The organism is Flavobacterium sp. GCM10022190, assembly GCF_042656445.1.
In the GTDB taxonomy this organism is placed as follows: Bacteria; Bacteroidota; Bacteroidia; order Flavobacteriales; family Flavobacteriaceae; genus Flavobacterium; species Flavobacterium nitratireducens.
Map to the genome: position 1 here is coordinate 377,344 of NZ_JBHSOQ010000002.1, position 13,369 is coordinate 390,712.

Here is a 13,369-nt window from a genome sequence, read left to right on the forward strand (position 1 = left end):
ACAATAAACAACAAACTTATTTACACTTTGCTAAAATCTCTTTTACTTCTGTTTTACAGCTACCACATCCAAGACCTGCACCTGTAGATTTACATAATTCGGTGAAGTTGGTTGTTCCTGATTTGATTGCTTCTTCAATGTTTCCTACACCAACTTGGCTACAAGAACAAACAAGTTTACCTATTACGGGTTTTGCACTAGCGTTACTTCCTCTTAGCAGTTGGTTTCTTTTGTCAGACAGTTCAATTTTGCTTTCAATCATGGTTTTGAATTCGGCAAATTCACTTTTGTCACCCATTAAAATAGCCCCTACTAATAAATCGTCTTTAACGATACATTTTTTATAATATCGTTTTTTCAAATCAGCGAAAACAATTTCTTCGTAGCTGTCGTCATTTTCAGGAATATTAATATCGCCAATGCTACAAAGATTAATATCCTCTAATTTAAGAATATTCATTAAAACAGATCCTTTGTAAAAACTACTAATGTCACCAGCAAAATAATTCGCTAATATATCGGCTTGTTCTTCGGCAGCAGAGGTAATTCCGAATAATTTGCCTTCAAACTCGGCAATTTCTCCAATAGCAAAAACATCCGGATTAGAAGATTGAAGGTATTGATTTACTTTTACACCTCGTCCACAAACAATACCAGCTTCTTTAGCAATTTCAATATTAGGAATTGTTCCAATGGCATATACAATGGCATTAGCGGTTAGTATTCTACCACTTTTAAGTGCTATTTCTAACTCGTTTGGAAAATCGGACTCAAAAACAGTACTTACTTCGTTATCAAAATAAATTTGGATATCTCGAAGTTGTACTTCTTCAGCTAATAATTTACAAGAGATTTGATCTAATTGACGTTCCATCAATCGGGAAGCTCTTTGAATGATGGTTATTTTTACTTTTTTATGTTTTAGAGCTGCCGCTAATTCTAAACCTAATAATCCACCACCCACAATGACTACATGTTGATCTTCTGGGGCTAAATTGGTTTGATCCAAATAGTTTTTCAATTTATCGGCATCGTCTTTTCTGCGCATCGTAAAACGACCAGGTAAATGTAATTGTGCATTTTCTGGAATAAATGGACGACTACCTGTTGCCAGAATTAAACGGTCAAAAGTATGGGTTTCGTCTTGACTGTCTGTGATTGTTTTGTTGATAGTATCTACATTATCAATACTCACAGCAGCTTTTAATTTTATATTTAGTTTACTTAAGCCATCATCCGTTCTAATTTTTAATAAATTTTCCCAAGACAATTCGTTGGTTACATATTCAGGTAACAGTACACGGTTGTAAAAAGGATTGGCCTCGTTAGAGAAAACAATAATCTCATCGGTTGTGTTTAGTTCTCTGTAGTTTTGGATGAATCGGAAAGAAGCCGCTCCAGCCCCTACGATAGCTATTTTTTGAAATGGTTTTTCGTATTTTTTTACAGCTACTGCGGTATACTTAAAATCAGGTTCTTTAGAAACAGGATCTACAAGAGTATTTGTTAGATTGTTAGTTCTATTTAGATCGTTTTCTAATTGTTTACCCCAATGCATAGGTAAAAATACGACTCCTTCTTTAATGGTATCTGTTACTTTAACCTTAATTCTTACTTCTCCATTTCGGCTATTAACCACTGCAACATCTCCATTTTCAATACCTGTTTTGAAGGCATCTATTGGATTGATTTCAAGATAAGGACTAGGAATATGAGATAGTAAACGAGAAACTTTCCCAGTCTTAGTCATGGTGTGCCATTGGTCTCTGATGCGACCTGTAGTAAGAATAAGAGGGAAGTTGTCGTCAGGTTCTACAGAGGTGTTTTCAATTGTTGTAGGTAAATTGAAAATGGCTTTTTGAGAAGGCGTATAGAATTTTTTATCGGTAAAAAGGCGAGGAGTACCAGGATGTCCATAATCTGGGACAGGCCATTGAAAAGTTCCTTCTTGTTTTAATCGATTATAATTAAGGTAAGAAACATCAATATGCGTATTTTTCGTCATTTGTGAATATTCCTTATAGACATCTTCGGTAGTATTGAAATTAAAACCTGTAAATCCCATTTTTTTGGCAAATCGGATAAGGATTTCAAAGTCAGGAAGCGCTTCACCAGGAGGGTTTATTCCTTTTGGGAGATAGGAAATTCTTCTTTCCGAATTGGTCATAGTTCCTTCTTTTTCTAACCATCCCGCAGCAGGAAGCAGTAAGTCGGCAAATTTAGCCGTATCGGCATTGTGTGATATCTCTTGAACCACAACAAATTTAGCATTTTTCAATGCTCTTTCGGCTTGTCTGGAATTAGGTAAACTTACCATTGGATTGGTACAAATAATCCAAACGGCTTTCATTTTTCCTGATTCTAAAGCGGCAAACATTTCGGTAGCTGTTAGTCCTGGTTTTTCGGAAATGGAATCTACTCCCCAAAAATCAGCAACTTCTTGTCGGTGTTCAGGGTTGGCTAATTCTTTATGAACGGCAAGTAAATTTGCCATTCCACCCACTTCACGACCACCCATAGCGTTGGGTTGTCCAGTTAATGAAAATGGTCCTGAACCCGGTTTGCCCACATGTCCTGTTAGTAAAGAAATGTTAAGCAAAGCAGTATTCTTATCAACACCAACGGCACTTTGATTCAATCCCATTGCCCATAAGGTAAGGAATCCTTGGGCTTTACCTATTAAATCTACGGCTTGATCAATTTCTTTTATTGAAATACCACACAATTGAGTTGCTTTTTCTAATGAAGTAGAGAGTACTAAATCCTTATATGCTTCAAAATTTTCAGTATGTTTTTTGATGAAATCAATATCAGCATAGCCTTTTTCGATAATTCTTTTTGCTAATGCATGGTATAAGATAATATCGCTCCCTGGTAAAATTTGCAAATGTAAATCAGCTGATAAAGCGGTATCTGTTTTTCTAGGATCAATAACAATTACCTTAACGTTTGGATTTTTCTCTTTATGTTGTTCTAAACGTCTAAATAGGATGGGGTGACACCAAGCAGGATTAGCACCCGTTATCAAGAAGGTATCTGCTAATTCAATATCTTCATAGGAGATAGGTACCGAATCTTCTCCAAATGTTTTTTTATAGCCTGCAACGGCCGAACTCATACACAAGCGAGAATTAGTATCAATATTATTGGTTTTTAGAAAACCTTTGACCAATTTATTAACGAGATAATATTCTTCGGTTAAGCATTGTCCTGAGATATAAAAGCCCACACTATCAGGTCCGTGCTTTTTTATAATAGAAGAGAATACGGCTGCGGCTCGATCTAAGCCTTCATCCCAAGTGACACGCTCCAAAGGGTGTGATTTGCTCCAACGCATTTCAGGATAAAGAATTCTATCAGAAATGTCGTTGGCTACATAATGTAGGTTCATTCCTTTAGAACACAACATCCCGCGATTAACTGGATGATCGACATCTCCTTTTACTGTAACTCCATTGCTAGAATCCTTGCTTACAATTATTCCACATCCTACTCCACAATAGGAACATGTAGTTTTGATTTCTGAATTTTGCATTAGCATTTCTGTTTTTTTATAGCGAACTCCTTATTCAAACTTGATACTTGTATTTAAAATGTAAAAGTACGTATTAATTACGTATAAGTACTTATTTTTTTGGATTTTTTTTTGAGTTTGACAAAAAAGTAAAAGAAACTCAAAATATTGTTTTTAATGTTTTTTTTGCTTTGAAAAACGATGATTATTCAAAAATATCCCTTTTGTGATCAAGATATATTATCTGGTAAACGTACAGTTTTAAATGAAAATCAACTTTTTTTAAACAAAATTTAACTAACTGAAAAGGCTACTTTATTACATATTATATAGTAATGATATTAAAAACCGTCTACTAGTGAAATCTACTGTAGATGATGTAGTTTTCAGTTTAAACAAACATGAAATCTATTTTAGGAGAAGAATTTTTATTCCATTAATTTCTTTTAGTAACAATACGTTGCAGTAACTACGTATTTTATGAAGTCAAAAATCCATGTATAATAAGGGATTAGTTATAAATGTTGTGTTTTGGCAGTTTTTTTTAATGTTTAGGTGCTAGATTAAACTGTGATAAAAAACTGTTTTTGATTGGTTTTTAGGTGGTTTTTAAGTAAATATACTTAAGTAAATTTGCTTCATACAAAATAAGAATCTCAATAAGTAAGTTTAAATCATTAAAAAAATCGATATGAAAAAAACAACACAAAAAATAGCAAAACTTTTTTCAAGATTGATGCTAGCAGGATTGGTAACCTTAGTTTCATTAACATCAATTACAACCAGCGCACAAGGTGATCCTATCAAATTAGGTTTTATTCCTCTTACGGATTGTTCACCTATCGTAATGGCCAAAGAATTGGGTTTGTTTAAAAAATATGGTGTAGAAGTAATTGTAACCAAAGAATCTTCTTGGGCAAATGTTAGGGATAAAATCTTAACAGGAGAATTAGATGGAGCGCACTGTTTGTATTCGATGCCTTTCTCAGTTTATACTGGAGTGGGAGGAAAAGCAGGATCGGAAATGAAAATAGCGATGATGCTTAACTCAAATGGTCAAGCTATTTCTTTATCAAATGATTTTTGTGGTAAAGTTGGTTTTAAAGATGTTGCGAAAGTTGGACCAGTTGTCGCAGCTAAATTAAAAGCCGAAAAAGAAGTAACGTTTGCAATGACTTTCCCTGGAGGAACGCACGATTTATGGTTGCGTAACTGGTTGGCTTTAGCAGGAGTGAATCAAAAAACTTCAAAAATTATCACTATTCCACCTCCGCAAATGGTTGCAAATATGAAAGTGGGTAACATGGATGGATTCTGTGTAGGAGAGCCTTGGGGTGGTGTAGCAGCTATGCAGGGAGTAGGATTTACTCAAATAGCTTCTCAGGATATATGGAAAGATCATCCAGAAAAAGCATTGGTTGTAAATAAAGATTTTGCTGCCAAAAGAAAAGAAGATCTTAAAAAAGTAATGAAAGCGGTAATGGAAGCTTGTATTTGGTTAGACGTTCCTGCTAATCGTAAAAAAACAGCCGATATCATAGGAAGAGCACCATATGTAAATGCTAATAACGATGTTATTCAAGATAGATTAAATGGAGAATACAACTTAGGTTGTAAACTGGGACAAAAAATTTACAAAGGAGACCAAATGGTTTTTCATAAAGGAGGTACAATTAACTTTCCTCGTAAATCATACGCTATTTGGGCAATGGCACAGTTTGTAAGATTTGGATATTTGAAAGAAGCACCAAATTATAAAGCCATCGCTGATAAATTAATTCTACAAGATTTATACAAAGAAGTGGCTGCAAGTATGAAAGTAAAAGTACCTGCAGATGATATGAAGCCATTTTCATTAACAATGGATAAAACAGTTTTTAATCCTGCAAATCCAGCAGCATATTTAAAAGTTGTAAAAAGATAATTAAAAAAAACTAAGAATCCCTCTCATTTGAGAGGGGTTTTAAAACAAATAATCAAGCATAACTAAACAATTGAAACAAACAATACAATTAAGTTAAACTAAAAAAGAAGGAATCATGGCAGAAAGAGAAACATTAACAATTGATGCTCTAGAGGAGGCAAATATTGCTGTAGAATCAACATCTCAGAGCGTAGAAATCAAAAATGAAAAATTAAGTTTATTCATTGAAAAAGTAGTAACTAAATCAAAATCAGTTTTTTTAGCAATCTTAGGATTGGTTATTTTTGGAGGAGTATGGGAATTAGTAAGTAGTCTTACCGAAGGTGCTTTGCCAACTCCTATAGCAACATTGGCAGTTTTATATGAAATGCTAAGTGATCCATTTTATGATTATGGACCTAACGACAAAGGAATAGGATTGCAATTGTTCAACTCTATTAAAACCGTATTATTAGGATTCTTTTTAGGTTCTTTGGTTGCTATTCCTATTGGGATCTTAATGGGGGCGAGTACAATTTGTAAACAAATATTTTACCCTATTGTGCAACTTTTAAAACCAGTTTCACCATTAGCATGGTTCCCAATTGGTTTAGTAGTATTCAAAGACACAGGATTAGCAACCATTTTTATAGTGTTTATTACCTCATTATGGTCTACATTAATTAATACTTCTTTTGGTATTGCGTCTTTACCTCAAGATCATAAAAATGTAGCAAAAGCGTTTGGTTTTTCTAAAATGCGATACCTAACAAAAATTTTGATTCCATTTAGTTTGCCTCATATTATTACTGGTTTACGCTTAAGTATAAGTGTGGCTTGGTTAGTAATTGTAGCAGGTGAGATGTTATCAGGAGGTGCAGGAATTGGATTCTTTGTTTGGGATAGCTGGAATGCATTAAGTCTTGAAAAAGTAATTTCGGCTATCATTATCATTGGAGTCGTTGGATTATTATTTGATAAATTATTCACCTATATCGAAAGTAAAGTAGCATACAAAGCGTAATAAAGAGATTGAGGTTCAGCTTAGCTAAGGCTTAAAGTTCTGAAATCTAAAATCATCAGTCAAAAATCTAAAATTGAAGATCATGAGTTATTTAGAAATCAAAGATTTGGAAATTTCATTTCCAACACCAAAAGGGAAATATACAGCCGTTAGAGATATTAATTTATCCATTAATAAAGGCGAAATCATATCAATTATTGGACACTCAGGTTGTGGTAAATCAACTATCTTGAATGCAATTGCAGGAATGTTAACCCCTACAGCTGGTTCAGTTGTGTTAAATAATGAAAGTATTAAAGGACCTGGTCCTGATCGAGGAATTGTTTTTCAAAATTACTCGCTTTTACCTTGGTTAACGGTATATCAAAACTTGTTTCAAGTTGTCGATTCGGTTGTAAAAGGGACTGTTGCAGAAAAACAGGAAATTGTGGAAAAAAATCTTAAGATGGTAAATTTGTTTGAACACAAAGACAAATTACCAGGACAACTTTCTGGAGGAATGAAGCAAAGAGTAGCCATTGCTCGTGCCTTTGCAATCAACCCAGGTGTTTTATTAATGGATGAACCTTTTGGTGCTTTAGATGCCTTGACTAAAGGATCTATGCAATTAGAAGTGTTGAAATTATGGAATCTGGACAATCGTGAAAAAACGATTGTGATGATTACTCATGATATTGAAGAAGCGTTATTCTTGTCTGATAGAATTATTGTTTTAAATAATGGTCCGTCTTCAACTATAAAGGAAATTGTTGAAGTTCATTTGCCAAGACCAAGAAACAAAATTGAAATTGTAAAAATGCCTGAATATATTGATTTGAGAGATAAATTGTTACACTTGCTAACTGATCATTTCTCGATTGAAGACATGGGAATGAAATACAAAAATTAGTTTAATTTGTTTTGTTTGTTTAAATCCCTATCGTAGTTGTACGATAGGGATTTTTTAGTGTCGTTGAAAATTTTCTTTTTTATAATTTAAAATCGATATCAAATGAGCAATACAATATTTGAATTTATTGGAGGAGATTCAGGAGAGTGGAAGCTAAGGGATATGCAGCTTTTGAAAGGAGAGCCACTGCAAATGGTAGAATATTTAAACAAAGTACCTGGATCATTAGAAAAATCAGAACATGGAATTTGGTCTTTGAAAGGAATTATTAGTAATCTTAGATATACAGAAAAAGCAGAAAAAGAGCAACTGCTTGCTATTCAGGAAGATTTAGGAAGACCTTCTGCACCTTATGCCGCTTTTATACCTTTAAAAAAATTCGTTGATTGGTGGAATTTGGCCCAGAATGAAAGGAGAAAAATCATGGAAGAAAGTTCTAAACATACTCAAACAGGTTTACAATATTTACCAGCCATTGCTCGAAAATTATTCCATAGCAGGGATATAGGGGAACCTTTTGATTTTTTAACCTGGTTTGAATACGCACCTTCTGATGAAGAAGCTTTTGAAGAATTACTTTATAAACTTCGACAAACGGAGGAATGGAATTATATTGAGAGGGAGGTGGATATTAGGTTGATGAAGGTTTAATATCAGAATATATATCAAACAATAAAGTTCGTTTATATCAAACGAGCTTTGTTATTATATCTCTTTATTGTTTTGATTTTTTTTTTTTTTTTTTCTTCTTAAGCAATCTGAATGTTATTAAGATATTCATTTGGAGCCAAACCAATAATTTCTTTAAAACTTGTAAAAAAAGGATTGTATGAAGTGAAACCAATTTCTCTTGATAAAGAATCTAAAGTATTATTTTTAAGGTATCCCTCGTTAATAAGTTTTATAGCATAATGGATTCGTACTGAATTTTTAAATTCAGTAAATGATATACTACAGTGGTATTTAAAAACATACGATAAGTGACTTTTAGGAATATTTATTCGACTCGCTAAATCGGTTAGAGTGAGTTTTGAATCTTTAAAAATTTTATCTTCGAGGGCTGTCTTTTCAATGACTTCGAAGTAATTTTGAAGATTAGCATCTATTTTTTCTTTTAAAACTCGATGTTGGACATTGCTAATTTTAATCATAGGTTGCAATTGCCAAATTTCATCAAAAATTAAATTTGAACTTCTGTTTTCCTGTACTTTATCAGTTAGAATTTTATAACCATAAAGAATTTCTGGAGTTACTATTATTTTGACTAAAATTATCATCCATATGATTGCTGACACCCATTGATAAGACATTCCTCTTATTGCCTCACCATTTATAAGTTCTACAAATAAAGAAATGGTTAATCGCAAAGTAACGAGCAGCATGGCAATGAACAAAAAGACTGTCCAATGATAGGTTTTCCGTAATTGTTTTTTTGTGAATTTATTTTCTCCTTTTTTGTTCCAAATAGTGTTTTTTAAAGTTTTGAAACTTAAGTACAAATAAATTATTAAAAAGAGTACAAAGATTAAATACAATACGAATCTAAGTAGAAATAATGGTTTGAAATAGTTGTTTATTTCAAAAATTAATAAAAAATATGCAACTGGGAAGATAAAATGTAATAAATCTTTTTTCTCGAATGATTTAAGAGCTGTTATCTTCTTAAAATACAAATAACATAATGGAATGACTACGAAAGAAATGTTAGAATAACTATCATAATGTATTCTTTCTACATTGAATAGTAAATTGAGAATTCCATAACTAAAGTAACGTGTTGAGATGACAAAAATTAATAGAACAATATAAATGTTCATTATTGGATTTGATTTTCTATTGGCAAATAGAATTCCACTAATTATATAGCCAATTAAACCCGATATGATGTATAAGGAATCAAATATCATTTGTTTTTTAGATAGCTTTAATAAAAATTATATTGAATTAAATCTTCTTAAAAAAATCAAATTTAGATTAAAAAACCCGATTAACTACACGTTTTTTTGTCTTTTTTTTAAAAAATAAAGTAAGAATAGTTTTATTTTTAATAGACATTTGTTTACTAAAAAGTGAAAAAGCATTACTATTTGCTTTAAATTTTATCGACGAAACGCATAAAACATCGTTAAAATGAAGATTTGTTTTATTTTTGTTTTAAAATTATATTTTATGAAGTTTATACTGTTTTTTATCACTCTTCCTTTTTATGGTCAGGTGTTGCATCATCAAATGTTGTCCTCACAAGGAACTTCCAAAAAAATAGCTAACGGTTATATTATTAGTCAGACAATAGGGCAACAAAGCACTATAGGAAATTCTGATAAGAATGTTGTCGCTATTCAAGGTTTCCAGCAAAGCAATTGGAGTACTATTATTTCTTCAAATGAAACTAATCAAATTACAACTTTAACGTTTCCTAATCCTTTTGCTGAGGTTGTAAATTTTCAATTCTCGCAAGCTATAAAAGAGGAGATGTCCATTTATGTTTTTGATATCGCGGGTCGTTTGGTTTACCAACAAAAAAAGCAGGTAACAAATCAGCTTTTATCTATAAATCTATCTAATTTACCTCAATCGGAATACTTAGTTAAACTTCAAAATAACACGCTAACTTACTACACTAAACTTGTAAAACTATGATAAAAAACTACTTTTTAGGTCTGTTTTTTTTAACAACTACTACATTATTTTCCCAGGAAATTTATTTGAAAACAGGAAAAAATTACACCAAGTATAAGTATAAAGACTCGAATCTTCAGAGCAATCCTAATCTTCAAAGTGGAACGGGGAGTTTTTATGAAATTGGATTGATAAAACCATTGACCAATAAAAAAATATATTATTCATTAGGACTTTCCTTGAATGATTATAATGCTATAGGTGGAAACATGGCCAATTCCTATCGTTGGGATACCCAATATTTTGGTTTACAATCTGGTTTGCAATACCAATTATTTTCATTCAAAACGAATAAAAAAAATGCTATTGATGTAGTGGTTAAAACTGATTTGAATATTTCTTCTATGATTTATGGAAAACAAGAAATCAATGGTGTTTATTATGATTTGAAGAAACAAGAAGAATTTTCAGGAATACTTTTAGAATCATCATTAGGCTTACAGTTTAAGTACCGAATTCCTGCTTTTGGAGGATTGAGTTTAGGCTATGATTTTGCTCAAACAGTAAATGTAGGAAGCTCATCTAAAGAGCACTTGTCTTACAATACAAACCAACTCGAATTAGGGATCCATTTCAATATTAATTAATCAAGGATATGAAAAAAATAGTACTATTATTTATATTTTTTGTAGCAACACAAGTTTTTGCACAAAATAAAGGAATTACCTATCAAGCAGTAATTTTTAATCCTAAAGGAGAGCAACTTCCGGGGGTAAATAATTCAAATAGTCCGTTAGTAAATAAAAATATCTGTTTGCAGTTTAAGTTTGTAGATGAATTTTCGAATGTTGAATACCAAGAAACTATTCAAACCCAAACCGATTCTTTTGGTATGGTTAATCTAGTAATAGGTTCAGGAACTCAAACAGCAGGTTACGCACCTTCTTTTAATGGTATAGTTTGGAATAATACCAAGAAGAGCTTAATAGTTGGAATTAATGCTCAAGGGACTTGTTCTAATTTTGTTGAAATAAGCAATCAAGTATTTACCTATGTTCCATTGGCTTTTACTGCTGTAAATGCAGAGAATGTTACCGGAGTTGTAGGGATTGAAAATGGAGGAACTAATGCTACAACAGTACTAGGCGCTAGAGCTAATTTAGGGATAAATAATGTTGATAATACAAGTGATGCAAACAAACCGATTAGTGTTGCAACACAAGTGGCTTTAAATCTAAAAGAAGATATTGCTAACAAAAGTACAGATATAACCACCGACGGAAATTCGGATGTAAAATACCCAAGTGTAAAAGCAGTTAAAACTTATGTAGATGGAAGTGCAACAACCGCTTCTACAGCATTAGCTAATGAAGTTACAAGAGCGACTAATGCTGAAAATACAATTGCAAACAATTTAACAGCAGAAACAACTGCCAGAACAGCAGCAGATGCTACATTAACAACTAATTTAGCTACTGAAGTAACCAACAGAACCGCTGCCGACTTACTGAAAGAAGATATTGCTAACAAAAGTACAGATGTAACCACCGACGGAAATTCGGATGTAAAATACCCAACTGTAAAATCGGTTAAGACCTATGTTGATGCAAGTGCTACAACTGCTTCTACAGCTTTAGCCAATGAAGTAACAAGAGCAACTGCTGCAGAAACTATAATTGCAACCAATTTAACAGCAGAAACCACAGCTAGAACAGCAGCTGATGCCACTTTGACAACCAATTTAGCTACCGAAGTAAGCAACAGAACCGCTGCCGATTTATTAAAAGAAGATCTAGCCAACAAAAGTACTGATGTAACTACTGACGGAACTTCGGATATGAAATACCCAAGTGTAAAAGCAGTTAAAACTTATGTAGATGGAAGTGCAACAACCGCTTCTACAGCATTAGCTAATGAAATTACAAGAGCAATTAATGCTGAAAATACAATTGCAACCAATTTAACAGCAGAAACCACAGCTAGAACTGCAGCGGATGCTACATTAACTACTAATTTAGGTACCGAAGTAAGCAACAGAACCGCTGCCGACTTACTGAAAGAAGATGTAGCAAATAAAAGTACCAATGTTACCACCGATGGAGCTTCGGATACGAAATACCCAAGTGTGAAATCGGTTAAAGATTATGTTGATAATGCTACTAGTTCTATAAACACTTTAGAAAATGGAAAAATGTACATTGGTAATGATAGTAATCAGGCAACTGAGGTAGCTATTTCAGGTGATGTAACAATAGACAATTTGGGAGTTACCGCTATAGGGGCTAATAAAGTGATCACTTCTATGATTGTAGATGATGCAGTTGAAACTAATAAAATCAAAGATGCTAGTGTAACTTCTTCCAAATTGGCAACTTCTATTGATTTGTCGGGTATTCCTACTGCACCAACAGCAGATGAAGGGACAAACACAACACAGATAGCAACTACTGCTTTTGTTACTTCAGCAGCATCTTCATCAAAGTTTGTTGATTTATCTAGCCATCAAACTATTGGAGGAAATAAAACTTTTAATGAACCTTTAAATGTAAAATCTGGAGATGGACAATTAGCCAAAATTGGTACTATAGGAAATGTAGATAACTTGTATTTTGGTCAGGCTAATTTTGTATATGCCCCATCGGTAGGAAGAAATAATACAGTTATGGGAACTTTTGCTTTTACATCTTCTGGAGGAAGTAATAATACTGTTATTGGAAAAGATGCGATGAGACAAGGGAATGGAAGTGGAGGAGATGATAATACAGCTTTAGGATTTAGAGCTTTGTCTAATGCTCAAGAAGGATCAAGAAACACTGCTGTAGGTACAAGTACTATGGAAATGGGGATAGGAACTGACAATGCATCTTTAGGTTATCGAGCTGGAGTAAATTTAACCACTGGTTCAAAAAATACAATCATAGGAAGTAACGCAAATGTTTCAAATGGCGCTTTAACGAATGCTACTGCTATAGGTTATGGTGCAACGGTAGCAAATAATAATACTATTCAATTGGGGAATTCAGATATTAGTAATGTAAATACTTATGGTTCTGTAACGGCTAATGCAGCAATTACAGATGAGATAACTTCCGATTTAACGATTGATAGTAATAATGTCGAGCAATATAAAAGTAAAATACTAATATGTAATCCTAGTAGTCCTATCACGATCACATTTGCTAATGGATTACCAAGAGGGTTTAATTGTATGATTTTGCAAAAAAGTGATGATGCAAATAAAATTAATATTTCAGGAGGGCTAGGAGTAACGATGAAAAACAGAAATAATTATACTGCAACGGCTGGTAATTATGCAATTGCAACAGTTGTGAGTATAGGTGGGGATATTATTGTTACTGCAGGAGATATGCAATAATTTGAGTTTAATAGATAAAATTTTAAGTTAATAAAAGAATAGTT

At 32.8% G+C, this 13,369-nt stretch carries 9 protein-coding genes; 7 read left to right on the top strand and 2 right to left on the bottom strand.

From position 1 onward, the window contains the following. Positions 1 to 16: 16 nt before the first annotated feature. The gene (locus tag ACFPTQ_RS08525; RefSeq protein WP_379776340.1) at positions 17 to 3,535 is read right to left on the bottom strand and encodes a molybdopterin-dependent oxidoreductase; all 3,519 of its coding nucleotides are present in this window, start codon (positions 3,533 to 3,535) and stop codon (positions 17 to 19) included. Between the two features lie 670 nt (positions 3,536 to 4,205). On the opposite strand from ACFPTQ_RS08525, the gene ACFPTQ_RS08530 reads away from it, so the two are divergent. The 4 genes from ACFPTQ_RS08530 to ACFPTQ_RS08545 all read left to right on the top strand — a co-directional run bounded on the left by ACFPTQ_RS08530 (position 4,206) and on the right by ACFPTQ_RS08545 (position 7,981). Continuing rightward, positions 4,206 to 5,438 (top strand): CmpA/NrtA family ABC transporter substrate-binding protein, encoded by a 1,233-nt coding sequence (locus ACFPTQ_RS08530; protein WP_379776342.1) that lies wholly within the window; start codon positions 4,206 to 4,208, stop codon positions 5,436 to 5,438. A gap of 115 nt (positions 5,439 to 5,553) precedes the next feature. After that, the gene (gene ntrB, locus ACFPTQ_RS08535; RefSeq protein ID WP_379776344.1) at positions 5,554 to 6,441 is read left to right on the top strand and encodes a nitrate ABC transporter permease; all 888 of its coding nucleotides are present in this window, start codon (positions 5,554 to 5,556) and stop codon (positions 6,439 to 6,441) included. A gap of 82 nt (positions 6,442 to 6,523) precedes the next feature. Further along, the gene (locus ACFPTQ_RS08540; RefSeq protein WP_379776346.1) at positions 6,524 to 7,330 is read left to right on the top strand and encodes an ABC transporter ATP-binding protein; all 807 of its coding nucleotides are present in this window, start codon (positions 6,524 to 6,526) and stop codon (positions 7,328 to 7,330) included. A 102-nt stretch (positions 7,331 to 7,432) separates the two neighbouring features. After that, positions 7,433 to 7,981, top strand: coding sequence for a chlorite dismutase family protein (locus ACFPTQ_RS08545; protein WP_379776348.1), 549 nt, complete (start codon positions 7,433 to 7,435; stop codon positions 7,979 to 7,981). A gap of 98 nt (positions 7,982 to 8,079) precedes the next feature. Here ACFPTQ_RS08545 and ACFPTQ_RS08550 read toward each other — a convergent pair whose 3' ends face one another. Next, complete coding sequence (locus tag ACFPTQ_RS08550) at positions 8,080 to 8,712, bottom strand: helix-turn-helix domain-containing protein (protein ID WP_379776350.1); 633 nt, start codon at positions 8,710 to 8,712, stop codon at positions 8,080 to 8,082. Between the two features lie 787 nt (positions 8,713 to 9,499). On the opposite strand from ACFPTQ_RS08550, the gene ACFPTQ_RS08555 reads away from it, so the two are divergent. Genes ACFPTQ_RS08555 through ACFPTQ_RS08565 form a run of 3 tightly spaced genes read left to right on the top strand, consistent with a single transcriptional unit; the run spans position 9,500 to position 13,325 of the window. After that, positions 9,500 to 9,970 carry a T9SS type A sorting domain-containing protein gene (locus ACFPTQ_RS08555; protein ID WP_379776353.1) on the top strand — a complete coding sequence of 157 codons (471 nt, stop codon included), beginning with the start codon at positions 9,500 to 9,502 and terminating at the stop codon, positions 9,968 to 9,970. Next, positions 9,967 to 10,596, top strand: a complete 630-nt coding sequence (locus ACFPTQ_RS08560) for a hypothetical protein (protein WP_379776356.1) — start codon at positions 9,967 to 9,969, stop codon at positions 10,594 to 10,596. The genes ACFPTQ_RS08555 and ACFPTQ_RS08560 overlap by 4 nt, the downstream gene beginning before the upstream one ends. Positions 10,597 to 10,604: 8 nt before the next feature. Beyond that, positions 10,605 to 13,325, top strand: coding sequence for a beta strand repeat-containing protein (locus ACFPTQ_RS08565; RefSeq protein ID WP_379776358.1), 2,721 nt, complete (start codon positions 10,605 to 10,607; stop codon positions 13,323 to 13,325). Positions 13,326 to 13,369 lie beyond the last annotated feature (44 nt).